Genomic DNA, 16,708 nt, shown 5'->3' with positions numbered 1-16,708 from the left:
GCCCGCCGCCGTCCGCCGCTGGTCGCGCACCGGGGTGCGGGTGCCCGGTCGGGGCGTGTCAGTCGGCATCGAGCACGCCCGCCTCGAGGCCGAACCGGAGGGACTCCGCGATGCCCCGCCGGAGGTTGTCGTCGCGCTGCGTCTGCCCCAACCGCGCGTGAGCGCCCATCTCGTACCCGTCCGAGGCCCCGCGCACGAGAGCCGTGGCGCCGGCCCGTCGCAGCCGCCCGTACCCGGGGGTCGCGTACCGGCGGGAGACGAAGCGGGGCGGCGGCGTCTCGGGGCCCTCCGAGCGGCAGTGGTCCCGGGCCGGTGTCGCGCTGCCCGGGGCGACCCACGAGTGGCGCACGCACCCGACCTGGCGACGCTCGGCCCGCAGAGGCCCGGTGACGATCGAGTCGATGACGGTGAGCGACTCCGCGGTGACCTGGCCCAGGACGGTGCACCGGTCGAGGGTCAGCGCCGCGGACGGCGTGCCCGCGGCGTCCGCGGCCACGGCGGGACGCGGCGAGACCAGGCCGAGGGCGTGGGCGGTGGCGCGGTCGTCCGCGGTGACCGTGACCGTCAGCGCCTGCGGTGACGTCGGGAGGACCAGGAGCCGGTCCCCGAGCGCGACGACGGCCGTCCCGGCGAGGTCGGCGACGACGTCGAGACCCGCCTCCAGGAGGCCGGCGAGGCCGGTGGCGTCCACCGCGCCGGCAGCGACGGTCACCCGCCTGTCCCCCGAGCTGGTGGTCACGGTCACCGTCCCGCCCCCGGCGGCCGCCGGCACGTCGGCGTGCTCCCCCAGGACGGCGCGGGCGGTCGACCCCGGGCCGACGAGCCCGAGCACCGCTGCGAGGTCCTCCCCCGGTGTGGTCTCGACCGCCACCGGGCGCCCGTCCCCGACCACGACGACCCGGCCCCGCGCGACCACCGCCCGGGCACCGGTGCCGGTCAGGGCCGCGTCCAGGTCGGCAGCGGCGGTGGCGGCGTCGGTCGGCGGTCCGGGCAGCGCCACGACGATCGGCGCGTCGCCGCCCAGTCGAACGGCGAGGCGTGGCGGACCCGTCGGGAGGGGGAGCGCCCCCAGGGGCGTGGAGGAGCGGACCACCGGGACGACGCGCGCGCCGGGGGGTGCAGTGCCCGCTGGCACCCCGTCGCGTCCCACGGCGTCGACGACGCTGTCCGTGACCGTCAGCGTGTTGCCGTCGGCCGGGACGTGCAGCGGCCCGGTCACGCATTCGCGCACCGTCACCTCCGTCTGCCAGTCGCTGTCGACCGCGAGCACCAGCGAGGGCCCGACCGGCGGCACGGCCTCGGCGTCCGCCGTCAGCCGGTACCCGGGCACGAGGGTGCACCGCGAGATCTCCACCCGGTCCGGCCGGCCGCGGACCACGACCGGCCCCCCGCCGATCGTGAGCCCGTCGAGGACGACGACGCTGCCCTCACCCGCGTCCAGCACCCAGCCGGACGCCAGCCGGACGAGCGGGTGCGCCCCGCGGGCGCTGGTGACGGCGAGCAGGGTCCGCGGGGGGACGGCGACGGTGAGGTCGCCGTCGTAGGTGCCGCTGTCCTCGACCTCGACCACGCCGACGCCGCCGGAGGCGGCGAGACCACCGGCGACCGAGGTCGCGGCCGCGCCGGTCCCCGCGCGCCCAACGGTGGTGACCCGGGGCGCGTCCAGGTCGGGCGGGTCGGCCAGCTCGCTGCCCCCGACGTCGGACGGCGCGGTGGTGGTGAACGTCACCCGGGGCGGGGCCGGCTGAGCACTGCCGAACGCCAGTCGGCCGCGCTCGGGGTCGATGCCGACGGCGGTCGCGGGCAGCCGCGCGACGTTGGACCAGCCACCGGCCGCCGCGTCGCCGAGGTCGCACACCACGACGTCACCGACGGCGACCGGGTCGACAGCTCCGGCCGGCCGGACGAGCACGTCGGTGCCGAGGAACACCCCCGGCTCGGCGGCCACCGCACGCCGGGTCAGGCGGCCGCCGCCGGCCGTCCCGACGCCGGTCCGGGGCGTCGTCGCCAGCGGCCCGTCCACGCCGAGCGGGCTGAACCGGAACCGCCGGTCGTCGACAGCGGCGGCGTCCACCCAAGTGCGTGGGAGGCGCACGTCGCGCCAGACCAGGACGGCGACGTTGCGGACGCCGTACCGTCCGCGTCCCGAGCCGATCCGGCGCACCTCGGGCGTGCTGCCGCGTCGCAGCGCCTGCTCCGCCTCGAGCGCGGACCGCAGGTCCGCCGTCCGCCCGCGCTTGCGCCCCGCGGTCAGCTGCGGCCGTTCGGGCAGGCGGACCGACCGGGTGACCGCCAGGTGCTCGAACACCTCCACCGCGCGCGCCGGCCAGCCCGTCAGGTCGTGCGCGAGGTCGGCCAGCGCGGACGCCGTGCCCTTGCGGCGTCGCAGGGGGATCGCGTCCGCGACGGCACCCCGGGTCAGGACCACGCCGCGGTCGAGCGGCGCACCGGGGGTGACGGCGACGAGGTCGCCGAGGTACGGCAGGACCCACGCCGCGCACGTCTCGACGAACAGGTCCTCGTACAGCTGGTCGATGTCGTCGTGGACGAGGGCGAGCTCGTCCTCGACGAGGCCGACCAGCTCGCGCAGGAACCCCGCGCCGCCGTCGGGCTGGGCGTCCCGCTCCCGATACACCGCGGGCAGCAGGCCGAACGCGGTGCCGCGCCCGCCGGTGCGGGCCGGTTCCGACCCCACGGGGCCGCCGGGGGTCGCCGGCACGGACGGCGGGACGGGCAGCTGGGTCACGGCAGGACCTCCCAGGTCGGCGGCGCGGCGTCGAGGACCAGGAGCGCGGCGCCGAGGGGTGTGTCGAGGGCGGCGCCCGGCCGCGGGGACCGGGCCGTCAGCACCGTGGGGGGTGGCCCCGCGGGCGGCGTGGCGTCGAGGGAGCCGGGCACCCACAGCGCGGTGAGCGTGGCGGCCACCACGCCGGGGACCGCGTGGATCTGCGCGAGCACCTCGCTCGCCGTCACCGGCCGGCCCAGGTCCCGGGCCTCGAAGGCGAACGCCGTGCGGAGCCGGTCGGCGGCGGCGTCCAGCACGTCGGCCCGCACCCGCGCCGGGTCGGTGCGCACCGCCGCGGCGACCCGGAAGGACTGGGGCACGTGGGGCACCAGCGCGAACGGGACCAGCGGGTCGGCCACCTGCCGCAACGCCCCCACCAAGCTCGCGCCGACGCCCTCGGAGGCCGTCAGCACCTCCCCCCGCCGGCCCGCGACGGTGAGCAGCACGCCGCGGTGGCGGGCGGCTCGGGCCCACACGCCCTGGGCCTTCGCGACGCCGGGGAACGCCCGGGCGTACAGGGCGTAGTCCGCCAGGGACACGACCCGGCCGAGGGTGGTCACCCGCAGGGGTGCGCTGACCCGGACGGACGCCACGGACTCGGCGTCGTCGCCGCCCACGGACGGCGCCGGGTTGGTGACGGCCGTGACGCCGGCCGGCCGGGCGGCCAGCAGGGACAGCTGACCGGCGCGCACCCGGCCGGTCAGCCCGCTGCCGGACCGGTACACGGCGCGCACGTTCGCCGCGCCCGTGGGCAGCCGGGCGCCTGTGACGCCGTCACCGAACTGCACGACCGTCTCGTCGCCGTGCCGGCGGACCACGTACACCCGCGCGTCCGGCGCGGCGCCGGTGAACGACTCCACCGGGTCCCACCGCACTCCGTCGACCCGGACGGTCAGCGCGGCGAGCAGGCCCTCGGCGGTGCTCGCGCTGAGGTGGGTCAGCGGCGGCTGGCGCAACCGGAAGGACTGGAACGGCAGCCGGGCGTCGCCGCTGCCGAGGACCTCCGAGCGGGTCTCGCCCATGCTCGCGGTCACGACGTTGCCGTGGATCGTCGTCGACGGCCGGTGGAGGGCGACCGGGAGCGCCTGGGCCAGGGTCACGGTGGTGGTCGGTGCCGACCGGAAGTCGTGGACGACGGCGCTCAGCGTGGTGGTCCAGGCGCGGGTGCGGCCGGGGTCCCCGACCCCGTGGCCGGTGACGACCACCCGCCGGCCCGGCCGCAGCCCCAGGTGCAGACCGTCGAGCTCGATCGTCGCGGTCCCGAGCTCGTCGGGCGCGGGCACGTCGGCCAGCGCCACTCGTTCGGGCTCGGTGTACGCGGTCGTCGAACGCCAGCCGAACGCGTCCAGGCCGGTGGTCGGGGCCACCCGGATCCGGGTCGCCCGGCCGACGGTCGCCCCCAGCGCGACGGACTGCTGCCCGGACGCGGTGATCGGGTAGGCGCCCCACTGGTCCCCGGCGCGGAACACCACGACGGAGCCGACGGCGACGGCGGGCGCGGCGCCGTCGAGGAAGACGTCGCCCCTGGTGCCGGCGGGCGGGGTCGCGAGCGTGGCGGTCGCCCAGGGGAGCGTGCGCGACATGGCCCACTTCCTGACCTCGTCGTGCACCCCCGTCATGGCGGCGACCTCTGTCGCGACGGCGTCCGCCAACGACGTCGACGACGGCGCCTGGCTGCCGAACACGGCGCGTCGCCCCCGCAGGAGGATCACGGTGGCGCGCGTCGGGGTGATGGCGTCAAGGGGGCCCTCGACGTCGTCCGGCGCCAGCGAGCGCGCGAGGAGCGCGGAGTCCAGGTCGGCAGCGGAGATGGTCCTGCCGCCCAGCCAGCTCATCGACGTGCCGACCGTCCCGGGTCGGGCGGGCCGCGGTCCGGCGTCCCCGGGCGAGTCGGCCACCGACGTCGGTACGAGCGCCAGCGTCACGTCGGTGCGGGCCGGCGCACCGGGCCGTCCGGGCAGGTCCGGGACGGCGGCCACGGCGGTCACCGCGGTCACAACCCCGAAAGCGACGGCGGTCCCGGTGGCGGTCGCCGTGCAGTGCAGCACCCCGTCGCCGACGGCGGCCGGTACGGCGCCCGCCAGCGCCAGCGTGGTCCCGGGCTCCTCCGGGTGCGGGCGCCGGGCGCGCGGCCGCAGCGCGCTCCACGCGGCGCGGGCGGTGAGGTCCTCCAGCGTCTCGTACACCGCCGGCGCCTGCCCCGGGTCGGGGCTGCTCTGCACCGCGGTGCCCGCCGGGACGAGCGACTGCGTCGGTGCTCCGGGCGTGGGGTCGAGCGTGAACGCGAGGTCGGCGGTCGGAGCCAAGGCGGGCCGGGGCTGGTAGCCGAGCAGCCGCGCCAGCTCGGTGGCGGACCGGTGCTCGGTGGCGGTCCGCAGGTAGTGCTCGTTGGCGCAGGCCTCGGTGTAGAAGGTGAGCACGTCGGCCACGACGGCGGCGGCGTCGATCAGCGCGATCGCGAAGTCGTCGTCGGTGCGGGCGGTGAGCCGGCGCAGGGCTGGCCGTCCAGGACTGCTCAGGCCGCGCAGCATGCCGGCCTTCGCGGTGGCGTGCGTCGCCACCCGTCGCCGGAGGGCGGGCTGGCCCGGGTCGTTCGCCACCGGCAGCGGCGTCGTGGGGCGCGCCCCGCAGCGGCAGGCACCGGCGTCGTGGGTGCAGGTCATCGTCCACCCACCGGTTCCTCGAGCACGAACCGGCCGCGCTCGGGGTGGTTCGGGTCGTCGTCCAGGCGGGCGATCTCGTACGGCCCGATCTCGATGCGCCCGGCCGCGCGCGCGTCGGTTCCGGGTTGGCGGTAGCGCGAGAAGCGCGTGGCCTCGACCCGGGCGACACCGGGGACCGCCTGCACGGCGGCGAGGAGGGGTCCGAGGTAGACGGAGGTCCCGAACGTGAGCCGGTCGGGGTGGAACAGCCCGAGCCGGCCGTCGGGTAGGCGGCGAGCGGACACCAGGGCGAGCACGGCTGCGCTGACCAGGTCACGTCGGTGCTCGGGATCCACGTGGAGCGCGAGGCTCACCTCCAGGGCGGCGTACTGCGCTGCGACGACTCGCACCTCGTGACCGGCCATCCGGACGACGTCGAGGTGCTCGGCCACCCCGGCCAGGAAGGCGTCGTCCGGCACCGTCCCGCCGGCCGGGTCGACGGCGACCACCACCGCGTGCCAGCTCCCGGTCCACCGGACGGTAGCGGTCGCCCGCTGCACGGCGGGGTGACCGCCCAAGCGGTACGTCGCCGCCCGGTCGGCGTAGTCGGTGGCCGTGACCGCCCGCTCCTGCACGCGCACCGCGAACGGCGCCCGCTGGCGGACCTCCTCGATCGTCTCCGGCTCCGTGCCGCCGACCGCCGGCAGCGGGTTCTCCACCCGGCACCGGCCGAGCTCCGCCCGCAGGGTCGCGCTGGCGCTGCCGTCGTCCAGGAGCGTGCGGATCGCGCCGGCGCCCACGTTCCCGACCACCCCGTTGCCGGTGCGGAAGGTGACGTCGAAGCGGTGCCCGGGGTCCGGCGGGCGCCCGCCGGGGGGCAGCCCGTCGTCCGTGCGGCCGAAGCGCAGACGGCCCATGCCGTCGTCGTCGACCTCGACGACGACGTGGCGCTGCGTGCCGCTGGACAGCAGGTCCCACGTGACGGTCCACGGCAGAGACCGTTCCCCGTCGACGACGACGTCCGGCAGGGCCAGGCGAGGGTCCCCGGTGAGCGCGTCGGCGGCCGGCCCGTCCGGGTCGAAGGGCTGCTCGACGCGCCGGCCCGTGGGGGTGGTCACGACTCGCCGCGCCACCTGGGTCAGCGGTCCCGGTGGCGGCAGGGCGAACCGCACCGGCCCCTGCGCGGGTACCGGTCCCAGGACCACCCGCCGCTCGCTCCCGTGGTCGGCGAGGACGACGTTGCCGAAGGCCAGGGCGCCGTCGTCGTAGGGCTCGACGCCGCCGTCGTCGGCCAGCCGCTCCCCGGCGACGACGAAGGGGGAGGTCAGCGCGTCCCCGGGGTGCCAGGTGATCTCAGTGATGGTCTCCCCGGTCAGCGGGTCGGTGAGCGGGGCGCCGCCGCGCGACGCGACGACGCCGGTGAGCCGGACGGCCTGCCGGCGCGCGGGGTCGGCGTCCTCGCGGGTGTGCCGCGGGCCGCCGGCATCGCGGTGCTCGGCCAGGACGAGCACCTGGCCGGGCGCCAGATCGGGCAGGTGCCCGGTCAGCGTCGCGGCGGTGCAGCCGGCCGGCAGGCACGGCCGGGACCCCGACCAGGTGTGGAACCGCATCGCGGTGTGCGCGCCGGCGACCACCGCGAGCCCGGTCATCGCGCGGAACTCCAGCGCGCCGCCGAGGCGCGCCCGGTGGTCGGCAGCGGCGCCGAGCTCGACGGACGTGGGGGCGTCCGGGGTGCCGGTGAGGAAGCGGGTACCTGCCGGCAGCACCTCGACGGTGCCGCCGCGGATCGGCGCGACGTCGGCCGGCACGATCAGCCGCACCCAGGTGCGGGCGTTCGTCCCGTCGCTCATCCGGTAGCCGACGAGGCGGGCGTGCCGTCGCACCGAGATCCGGCGTCGGGCGGTGCCCAGGTACGCCTCGGTGGCGACGACGTCCTGCTGGTAGGCGGCCCGGTCACCCAGCTCGGCCAGCAGCTCGACGAGGGTCGTGCGGACGTCGGCGGGGTTGCGGGTGGTCCACTGCGGTTGCAGGACGGCCAGGCGGTCGAGCAGCACCGCCCGCAGGCTCTCCCAGTCCCGGGCGAGGTAGTCCAGCCGGGGCTCGGCAGGCGGCTCCGGGACGCAGGCGGGCGCATCCTGGCAGCCGGTGAGGCACGCCAGGTGCAGCGCGACCGAGACCGACGCCAGGACGGGGTCGACCCACGGCGGCGGGGTGTCGTCGAGCGGCGAGGCGACCAGGCGCAGGGTGTACGTCGAGCGGTCCCCGGCACGGGCGAGGCGGACGAGGGCGGTGCGGGGGTCCTCCGTCGGCTCGACCGCGGTGACGCCGAGGGTGGGGATCCGGTCCCCGCCGTCGACCCGGACCTGCCCGGGCGTCGGCGTCACGGCGAGCGGGTTGACGAACGTGACCCGCACCTCGGTGGCCGGCCCGTCACCCACCGGCGGCACCGGCTCGGCGTGGTCGATGCCGTTGAGGGTGCTGTGCTGCTGCAGCAGTTGCCGGCGGTCGGTCACGGCGCGCCCCCGTCGAGGGCGAACCGGACGGTGCCCGGCCGGGCGCTGCGTCGCGCCGCGTAGACGACCTGCACCACGAGGGCGGACTCCTCGGCGGTCACCCGGACCTCCGCGACGTCGAGGAGGTCACCGAGCCACTGCTGCAGCGCGCCCTGGACGACGACCTGCGTGGTGACGGCGACCTCCGGGCCGGTGGGGGCGAACAGCAGCTGGCCGACCCCGGCTCCGAGCGTCGGCCGGTGGAGCCGCTCACCGGCGACCGTGAACAGGACTTGCTCGATCAGGTCACGCAGGTGGCCGTCGTCGTCCGTTCCGGCGGTACCGCCGCGGGCGTCGACCGCGAGCGGGTGGGCGACCGGCCCGCGCCCGCCCCCGGCGGCGCCCGGTGCAGGCAGCACGTCGCTCACTGGGCCACCACCCTGGTCTGCGTGGAGACGACGGTCGGGGGCCCCTGCGGCGCCTGCTCGGCGCTGAGGCACAGGCCGCTCCCGCCCTGGATGACGAGCGGCTGGCCCATGACCTGCACCCGCGTGGCCACGGCGGTCCAGCGGGCGGTCGTGCACGGCTGCGGCTTGGTGCCGACGGTGAACGCGCAGCCCACCACCGGGAAGGTGTCGGACTGGGTCACGGCCGGGGCGCCGCCGAGCACCACGCGGGAGTTGGCCGTCACGGCGCTGACCTGCCCCCCGTGCGGGCACACCACCGAGGCGCCCACCACGACGCCGGGCCCCGGCATCACGTCACCGCCAGGGCGCCGTTGTTGACGGTCACCGTCGCGCCGGTCAGCTGGATGCTCGCCGAGCCGTTGGTGATGGTGATGCCGACCTCGTTGACGAGGACCATCGCGCCGCTGGTCGCCTTGAGCATGATGCCCCCGGCCGGACCCGGGGCGTCGCTGACGGAGATGACGTTCTGCCCCGTCGTCTGGATGACCACGTGCGAGACGGCCGGCGGGACCGCCAGCGCGGGCGCCGGGGCGTCGGCGGCGCTGCCCCAGAAGCAGCCGGACCACACCGGGCGCTCGGGGTCGCCCTGCTCGAACTCCATCCAGACACCGGCTCCCACCGCGGGGACGCACCAGATCCCCGCCTGCGTGCCGGCGAACGGCACGCAGGCCATCGCCCAGGTCGACGGCGTGGCCCCCAGGACGTCCGGCACCGTGGCCTGGATGCGGCCCTGCTGCATGGGGTCGACGTTGCTGGCCACCGTGCCGCGGTACTTGCCGAGGTACCTGCCCACGGACGCCGCCGGGCTCATACCGGCACCACCGGCGTGGTGGACACCAGTCCCTCCCGGGCCAGGGTGAAGCTCTGGGTGTACTCGCCGGGTTTGAGGTCGTGGGTGACGCTCTTGACGTAGTACAGGCCGTCGTACGCCGTGCCGGCGCCGCGCACCCCGACCAGGCCGCGCGGGGACAGCACGTGGCCGTAGCGCAGCACGTTGAGCTGGCCGCTGCCGGTGACGGCGTCGGAGGACTGGGTCTTCCGGGCCAGGCCCTTCGCCAGGGCGAGCACCGGGCTGTCCTTCGCGGTGCCGCTCAGCGGCTCGGTCTTCAGGCGCGGTGCGGGACGCAGCGCGAGCGGCGGCTGCAGCAGGCTGACCTCGGGGACCGGGACCTCGACCGCGATCTTCGTCGTCGGCTCCTGCACCCGCACGGTGACCTGGGTGCCCTGGAGCCCGTCGAGGCTGAAGGTGAGCCGGTCGACGTTGGACGAAGCGTCCATGTCGACCGACAGCGCCGGCTGCGGCACTCCGATCCGGATCTCCGGCCCCCAGTACGCCCGGGACGCGCCCGGCAGCGGGCCGGGGTCGAGGTAGAAGACGTACCCGTTGTCCCTGGCGAGCTTCTGGATGAACTCGAAGTCGGTGCCGTCCTGCGTCTTGATCCGGTCGGTGGGGATGGGCACGTCGGGGAACAGCTCGGGCACCACGGTCGGGACGACGCCGAGGAGCAGGTAGCTCTTGAGCAGCCACAGCACCTGCCCCGCCGCGGGGAGCGGGGGGAACGGCACGCCCTGGCGCTTGTCGAGGTCCATCAGGACGGTGAGGTCCTCACCGGTGAGGGTGACCGCGGACTGGCCGACCTGGTCGGAGAACCCGGCCTCCTGCCGGGTGACGACGCCGTCCATCAGCACGTGCGGCAGGCCGTTCACAGTGACGACGACCACCACGCGCACCCCGGGGTCGAGCAGGCCCGCGGGGAGCATCGTCGTCGTGATCGGGGACGTCTTGCTGGCGGCGAGCACGATCTGGAAACCGCTGCGCTGCCCCGAGGCGACGGTGACCTGCACGCTCTTGACCGCCTGGACGATCGAGGACGGCACGGGCAGCGGGAGCAGCGTGCCGGCGAGCAGGTTGAGCTGCACCCGGTCGATCACCCGGCACCCCCCGGGGCGGGGACGCGCACCACGCGGCCGGGCTCGGCGACGAGCTCGCCGGGGTCGAGCACCCGGTTGGCGTCGGCGATCCGCCAGCTCAGCAGCGAGTCGCCGTAGTACGTGTGGGCGAGCAGGTCCGGACGGTCGCCGGCGATCACCATGTGCTCGGCGAGCGCGGGCCCGGGGTCCTCCGGGACGACGCGGCGGGTCAGGTGCCGCCGCTCGGTGCCGTCCGGCAGCGTCGTGGTCACCACCTCGCACCCCGCGTACCGGCTGTGCGGCGGGAACCGGTCGGGGGCCACGGAGCCGGCGGTGGGCGGTTGCGTCACGGGATCCTCCTGATGCCGAGCTGGGTGAGCGCACCTGGGACGGTCGCCGCCATCTGCTCGCGCGAGCGGTGGTAGGCCATGTAGATCCCCGCACCCCGGTGCCCCAGGCGCAGGTCGTTGGCCGTCAGCACGCGCAACCCGAGGCCGACCCTGGCCCGGACGGGGTTGAGCGCGGGGTCGAACGCCTCCTCCGAGATGCTGAGGTCGGTGACGCGCACCGGGACGATCCGGTGCTCGCTCCACACGAACAACGTGAGCGGCGCCTCCACCGGGGCGATCTCCAGCGCCCCGGTCGCGGCGAGGGACATGTTGCGCTGGACGACATCGGCACGCGGGAAGATCGTCGTCTCCAGCGCGGCCAGTTCCGGGCCGATGCCCTGCCGCACCGCGCGCGGGTTCTGCGCGGGGAGCTCCAGCTGGTCGGCCGCGTCGATCTCGACGTCGAGCTTGATCGTCTCCACCGGTGCGCCCTTCAGGCGCAGCGCGTCGAGCCGGTCCCCCGGGTCCCCGGTCGCGGCTTGCGGCTGGAGGGTGCGGGTCACCAGGTCGGGGTTGTACTGCAGCACGACGACGCGCTCGATCGCGCCCGAGCCGGTGGAGAGCATGACCAGCCCGCCGCGGGTCGTGCGGGGGGAACCGGGGAAGCCGCTCATCGGACGAACCCGATCTTGCGCCACCGCACGTTGAGTCGTGCTCGGTCCTGCGGGGGGTATCGCGCGATGATCTTCTTGATGACGCCGATGGTGTCCTCTTCGAGGTCCGGTGCGATGAATGTGTAGTTGATGATGGCGCCCGGGTAGCGCCTGAACGCTTCGTCGAGCGTCGTCAGTGCCTGCACCTGTTTGTGCACGGCATTCTCCGGGTCGCCGAGAACGAAGTTGGTGACGGTCGTGACCTCGTAGATGTGCACCTGGTCCTGCCCGCCGAGCGTGCGCACCAAGGCCGTCCGAGCGTCCGGCCGGAGCCCCGGGAATCGCTGGGCGAGGACTCGCCCGAACTTCATCTGGAGGTTGACCAGCACCTCTTTGAGCGTCGAGCGGCCCTGCTTCGTCCGCCGTCCACCCCACGCCGGTGCGGTCACCCTCACTGCCCGGCCTGGGAAGTCCTGCTCCGCGATCTGCCGCAGTCGTGACTTGTCTCCGACCTTCTGCGGCCCGAGGATCGCGTGCTCGTACAGCGTCGACGTGGGATCGTCCGCATCCTTGGACAGCGTGACCGGCTTGATGTCCAGCGTCTGCTGCTCGGTGCCCACGAGCGCGGGATCGGTCGAGTGGATGATGACCAACGTCGAGACGGCGGGGCCGATGTTCGCGCGCGGGTTGATTTCACCCATGACGGCTTGCTTCTTCTTCGAGCCCTCCAGCTCGAGTCGTTTCCAGCCCCATCGACGCTTCAACCAGCCGAGCGTGAGTCGCAGCCGCAGCGAGGACACGCCTTTGACGAGCAGTCTGGAGACCGCGGCTCGCGTCCGGGCGATCGCCCTGGCGACTCGCTGCTCCTTCGTCTCCTTGCGGCGCCTGCGCTTGCGGTCCTTCCCTCCGAACACCTTTCGCCTGAGCGCCGTCACCCGTCGCCCGACGCCGCGGACGGCACCGATCACCCGAGAGCGCACGGCCGCCGCGCCGCGCCCTACCGCCGCTGCACCATGCCGCACCGCGGCGCCGGCGCCTCGCGCGCCGCGAGCGGCCACCGCGCCGGCTCGCCGACCGGCGGTGAGGACCGCTCGTCCGGCCCTACGCACGCCCGCGACGGCGGCCCGCGCCCCTCGGGTGACCGCGCGCACGGCCACACGGGCGCCCCGCACCGCCGCGCGCCCGGCTGCCGCCCCCACCGCCCGGAACCGGCCGGCGAGCGCGCGCAGCGTCCCGCCGACCTTCTGGCCGGCGCCCTTGAGCCGGCTCAGGACGAAGTTGGACAGGAAGTCCAGCACGGCCACGGCGGCGGCTCCGACGAGCTGGCCGAACAGGGGTCCGGACGCGCCGCCCCGGACCGCCTTGAGGAAGGCGATGAACTTCTTGAACGCGGCCAGGATCCGCTCGGCGGCGCCCCAGGCGGCCCGGAGGCCGTCGATGATCAGCGAGAGCGCGCCGGCGGCCGGGATGAGCAGGGCGACGAGCTTCTCGATGAGGAGCTGGATGAGGATGCCGGGCAGCGCCTCCTTGATCGCCGTCCACGCCATCGTGACGACCTTCGCGAAGGTGATCCCACCCTTCTTCAGCACATCGAGGATCGCCCTGCCGACGCCGACGACGGACTCCACCTTGGCCTTGAACCACTCCTTGACCGCGGTCACCAGGGCCGGCCAGGTGTGGTTGCTGACGCCGTCCTTCAGCCCGGCACCGAGGTTGCGCAGCCAGCCCAACGGGTCGCCCGCGATGTCCGCGGCGATCGCGGCAAAGTCGAGCAGGGCGTCGACGAACGCCTTGGCGGCCTTGACCACCGTGTCGACGACGCCGGCGACGACGTCGACCGCCGCCGTGTACGCCTTCTCCAGCAGCGTGAGGGCGCCCTTGAGCGCCGCCCCGAGCGCGTCGAGCAGCTTGGTGACGCCAGCCTTCAGCGTGTCGGCGAGCTGGTTCACGGTCTTCGTGGCGGCGGCGACGCCGGCGTCGATCTTCGCCCGGAACTTCGCGCGTGCCTTCGGGAAGCCCGCGAGCACGATGTCGCCCGCCGCCTTCAGCGCGCGCCCACCGAGCTCGATGGCGGCCACCACCGCCCGGCGGCCGAGCTCGATGGCCGCGACGGCGAGCTTCTGGGCCGCGCTGATCGCCGCGTCGACGGCCTTGCGGGCGAGGTCGAATGCCGCACTGATGGCCTTCTTGATCGCGCTGAAGAAGGACGACAGCTTCGATCCCAGCCAGCCGAAGAAGCCGCCGCCCTCCTTCTCCTCCCGGGCCTTCTCGCGCTGCTCGCGAGCGGTCTGCTCGGCCTTGGCGCGCTCCCGGCGGATCTGGTCGTCGCCGCCCTTGATCGCGGCGCGGGAGTCGCCCTCGGCGGTCGAGCGGGCGTCGGTGACGGAGCCGTCGGCGACACGCACGGCCTCGGTCGACGCCCCCCGGGACTCCGAGGCGACCCGGTCCTGCTGCTCCACCCAGGCGCGACGGTCCGCGCCGACCTGGCTGCGGATGGCCCGTCGCTCTTGCGTCTGCTGCTCGCCGTTGGCCGCGATCTCGGCGTTGATCTGCTTCTCGGTCTCCGCCCTCGCGGTCGCGACCTCGGCGGAGTGCGCGTCGGACGCCCGACCGAGCGCGGTCCCCTGCGCGGTGGTCGCCGCGCCGATCTGGGCGCCCCCGCGCTCGGCGGCCACCGCGTCGACCGCCGCCTGGGTGGCGTCGCCCGCACCGGCCTCGGCCGCGGGGCCTGCGCCACCGGGCTCGGCCGCCGGGCTTGCGCCACCGGGCGCGGCGGGTCCGCCGGCCGAAGGTCCAGCAGCGGCCGGTCCGGGTGCCGGCGCTGCCGAGCCACTCACGGTCCCGGCCGCCCCGGGCGCCTCCCCCGCCGGGGCCCCGAGGTCCGCGACCAGCGTCTCCTCCGGGACGTGGGGGAAGACGTCGTTCTCTCCCGTGTCAGTGCGGGCGTCGGCCAGACCCTCGGTCTGCGTGGCGGTCGTCAGCTCCTCGACCCCCTTCGCCTGCGTCGCCACGCGAGCGGGGTCCTCGTCGCCCACCAGCCGCAGCGCGGGGACCGGTCCTGCGGTCACGTCCAGCGCGGGGTCGGTGGTAGGCAGCTCGTCGACGGACCGCTCGACCCGGCGGACGTCCTCCGCGCTGAGCTCCTTGTCGCCGCCCACCGTCGGCTCGGGCACGTGTAGGGCGACCGGCGGACCGGGCGGCGGGGGCGTGGCGGCCTGAGGCGGCGGCGCGCCGGGCCCGCCGGCCGGAACGGGCACCTCGCGGGTGGGCGGCTCGGGCAGCGGCGGCAGGGGGGCCGCCGGAAGGGAGGCGTCGCGGTCGGCGGGCACGCCCGACGGGCGCGGCATGGTCGGCGGGTTCGCGGCCAGCTCAGACTGCTTCTCGCTGACCGTCCGCTGCGCAGCGGCGGTCACGCCCGGCAGGCTCCGCGCGAGCACCGAGGCGGGCAGGGACGCGACCGTGCCCAGCGCCGCCTGCGGGCTCATGGTCGAGACGTCCGGGGCACTGGGCGTCGGGCGGTCCGGCAGGGCGGCACCACCGCCGCCTCCTCCGCCGGTGGGCGCCGGCGGATCGGTCAGCGTCGGCTCCGACTCGGCGGGCAGCGCCTGTCCGACGACGACGCCGGGCTCCCCGCCCGGCAGTGGCGCCCCGTCCGGCGGCGACACGGGTTCCGGCAGTCCCGACCCGGCGAGGACCCCGCCGGCGGCCTCCGGCTCCGCGGACACCGGCTCGGGAGTCACGAGCTCGGCGGTCGTGGACGCGGCCTGCGCCGTCTCGGCGGGCACGGTCTCGGCAGGCACCAACTCGTCAGCGGCCGGCCCGGCGGACGCGGGAGCGCCGGTCACCGGTGAGGTGGGGACCGGACCGGCTGCGGCGCCGTCGGCAGCCTCCGAGCCCGTACCGGCCTCGCCCGCCTCCCCGGTCGCGGGCGGCGGGACGGCGTCATCGGGCACCGGTGTGCCGGCGCTGTCCGAGGTCTCGCCCGGGCCCGGCTCGCCTCCCGGCTCCTCCGGCCCCGACTCCGCCGGCTGGCTGCCCGGTGCGATCTCCTCGGCCGGACCTTCCCCGGGAGCGGCCGTCCCGGCCGGCTCGGCGGGGGCCGTCGCCGTGCCCGCGAGGGCGGCCGCCGCCACGGTCGGCTCCGGCGCGGGGGTGTCGACCGGCGCGGGTCCCGGAGGCAGGTCGGTGGCGGCCGGAGTGGTCACGGACACCGCGGCGGCCTCCGTGTCTCCCGCCTCCTCCACGGGGCCGATCACACCGGCGGTGTCCTCGTCGGTGGTCGCGGCGGGCGGACCCGCGATGCCGCCACCCAGCGCGCCGTCCGCCGCCGACCGGGTGACGCCCGCGGCCGGCTCGGCCGGGCCCTCAGGGGCCGTCGCCGCAGACTCCCCGGTCGGGAGGGCGCCCGGCGCCTCGCCGCCCACCGGCGGAGCCACCGCACCGCCGGCAGCGGGAAGCGCCGCCTCCCCGGTCGGCGCCGCAGCCGCCGGCTGGCCGCCCGGCACCGGCGCTCCGGACGACGCGGCCGGTGGGGCCGCCGACGCACCCGGCACCGCACCGCCCGCCGCCTCGACGGACTCCGTCGGGGGCGTCTCGAGCTGCGCCGGTGCGGGCGCGGGCGCGCCTTCCTCACCGCCCTCCTCACCGACGTCCACCGGCTCCGCAACGCCGGCCGGCGACCCTGCGGCCGCACCGGTCTCGCCGGGCGCCTCGGGCACGGGGGGTGCCTCACCTGCTGGGGCCGCCTCGGGCGCGGCGCCCACCACGAACGGCTCGCCGGCACCCGCGAGCGGGGCTCCAGGGACAGGCGGCACGCCCGCCGCTGGGGCCGGGTCCCGCGCGCCGACGGGAGACTGGGTCCCCGCCGTGCCGACCCCGCCGTCGGCGCCCGCCGGGACCGGCACGTCGACCGGACCGGCCGCGTCATCACCGCCCTGAGCGGGACGACCCGCCCCCGTGGGCTCGGCCGGCCGGTCGCCGATCGCCCTCAGCACGTCGGCGACGTGGCCACCGCTGCGCGCGGCGACGGTCGTGACCACGGCGTCGCGCAGCGACTGCTCGAGCCGGCCCAGCACCGAGGCCAGTCGGCCGGTCCGGTCGTCCGGGTCCGCGCCGACCAGGCGGTCGACCAGCCGGACGAGCGCCTCCCCCGCGGTCACGACGTCGGGCGTCGCCCCGGTTCCCGTGCCGGGCTCTCCCACCTTGTTCCGCCGGGTGAGAGTGGCGGTGGCGAGCCGGCCGAGCCGCGTCCACTTCCCTGGCGGGTCCGCGGCGGGCGCGCCACCCGCCACCCGCTCGACGGGTGCACCGTCCGACTCCGTCGGCGCACCGTCGACCTCCGCAGCGTCCCCGGCGACCGCACGGGCGGACCGCTCGGCCAGCGCCTCCTCGACCGCCGGGGTCCGGCCGGGCACGGTCGCCCCACCGTC

At 76.5% G+C, this 16,708-nt stretch carries 10 protein-coding genes; all 10 read right to left on the bottom strand.

Going from position 1 to position 16,708, the window contains the following annotated elements; translation table 11 throughout:
• Window positions 1-58: 58 nt before the first annotated feature.
• From BJ968_RS21210 to BJ968_RS26010, 10 genes are read right to left on the bottom strand one after another with little or no spacing between them, the layout of a single operon-like run.
• The gene (locus tag BJ968_RS21210; protein ID WP_179755223.1) at window positions 59-2,746 is read right to left on the bottom strand and encodes a hypothetical protein; all 2,688 of its coding nucleotides are present in this window, start codon (window positions 2,744-2,746) and stop codon (window positions 59-61) included.
• Window positions 2,743-5,448 (bottom strand): baseplate J/gp47 family protein, encoded by a 2,706-nt coding sequence (locus BJ968_RS21205; RefSeq protein WP_179755221.1) that lies wholly within the window; start codon window positions 5,446-5,448, stop codon window positions 2,743-2,745. The genes BJ968_RS21210 and BJ968_RS21205 overlap by 4 nt, the downstream gene beginning before the upstream one ends.
• On the bottom strand, window positions 5,445-7,940 hold the full coding sequence (locus BJ968_RS27015) for a baseplate J/gp47 family protein (RefSeq protein WP_179755219.1): 2,496 nt from the start codon (window positions 7,938-7,940) through the stop codon (window positions 5,445-5,447). The genes BJ968_RS21205 and BJ968_RS27015 overlap by 4 nt, the downstream gene beginning before the upstream one ends.
• Window positions 7,937-8,347, bottom strand: coding sequence for a GPW/gp25 family protein (locus BJ968_RS21195; RefSeq protein WP_218885212.1), 411 nt, complete (start codon window positions 8,345-8,347; stop codon window positions 7,937-7,939). Before BJ968_RS21195 ends, BJ968_RS27015 begins: the two co-directional genes overlap by 4 nt.
• Window positions 8,344-8,676: a hypothetical protein gene (locus BJ968_RS21190; RefSeq protein ID WP_179755217.1), complete on the bottom strand. Its 333-nt coding sequence runs from the start codon at window positions 8,674-8,676 to the stop codon at window positions 8,344-8,346. Before BJ968_RS21190 ends, BJ968_RS21195 begins: the two co-directional genes overlap by 4 nt.
• Window positions 8,676-9,197 carry a phage baseplate assembly protein V gene (locus tag BJ968_RS21185; protein WP_179755215.1) on the bottom strand — a complete coding sequence of 174 codons (522 nt, stop codon included), beginning with the start codon at window positions 9,195-9,197 and terminating at the stop codon, window positions 8,676-8,678. The genes BJ968_RS21190 and BJ968_RS21185 overlap by 1 nt, the downstream gene beginning before the upstream one ends.
• Window positions 9,194-10,318: a hypothetical protein gene (locus BJ968_RS21180; RefSeq protein ID WP_179755213.1), complete on the bottom strand. Its 1,125-nt coding sequence runs from the start codon at window positions 10,316-10,318 to the stop codon at window positions 9,194-9,196. Before BJ968_RS21180 ends, BJ968_RS21185 begins: the two co-directional genes overlap by 4 nt.
• Entirely contained in the window at window positions 10,315-10,647 is a 333-nt protein-coding gene (locus BJ968_RS21175; protein ID WP_179755211.1) for a hypothetical protein, read from the bottom strand. The genes BJ968_RS21180 and BJ968_RS21175 overlap by 4 nt, the downstream gene beginning before the upstream one ends.
• A complete protein-coding gene (locus tag BJ968_RS21170) occupies window positions 10,644-11,300 on the bottom strand; it encodes a hypothetical protein (RefSeq protein WP_179755209.1) in 657 nt (218 codons plus the stop codon). Before BJ968_RS21170 ends, BJ968_RS21175 begins: the two co-directional genes overlap by 4 nt.
• Window positions 11,297-16,693 (bottom strand): hypothetical protein, encoded by a 5,397-nt coding sequence (locus BJ968_RS26010; RefSeq protein WP_281372752.1) that lies wholly within the window; start codon window positions 16,691-16,693, stop codon window positions 11,297-11,299. Before BJ968_RS26010 ends, BJ968_RS21170 begins: the two co-directional genes overlap by 4 nt.
• Window positions 16,694-16,708: the final 15 nt, after the last annotated feature.

Source organism: Kineococcus aurantiacus (assembly GCF_013409345.1).
Lineage (GTDB): Bacteria > Actinomycetota > Actinomycetes > Actinomycetales > Kineococcaceae > Kineococcus > Kineococcus aurantiacus.
The sequence above is the reverse complement of the archived record's forward strand: the minus strand, read 5'-3'. Positions and strand labels throughout refer to the sequence as shown.

Excerpts from the sequence above, each read along its gene's own strand:
- BJ968_RS21185 (WP_179755215.1), bottom strand. The coding sequence starts at position 9,197 with ATGAGCCCGGCGGCGTCCGTGGGCAGGTACCTCGGCAAGTACCGCGGC.
- BJ968_RS21205 (WP_179755221.1), bottom strand. The coding sequence starts at position 5,448 with ATGACCTGCACCCACGACGCCGGTGCCTGCCGCTGCGGGGCGCGCCCC.
- BJ968_RS21170 (WP_179755209.1), bottom strand. The coding sequence starts at position 11,300 with ATGAGCGGCTTCCCCGGTTCCCCCCGCACGACCCGCGGCGGGCTGGTC.
- BJ968_RS21190 (WP_179755217.1), bottom strand. The coding sequence starts at position 8,676 with ATGCCGGGGCCCGGCGTCGTGGTGGGCGCCTCGGTGGTGTGCCCGCAC.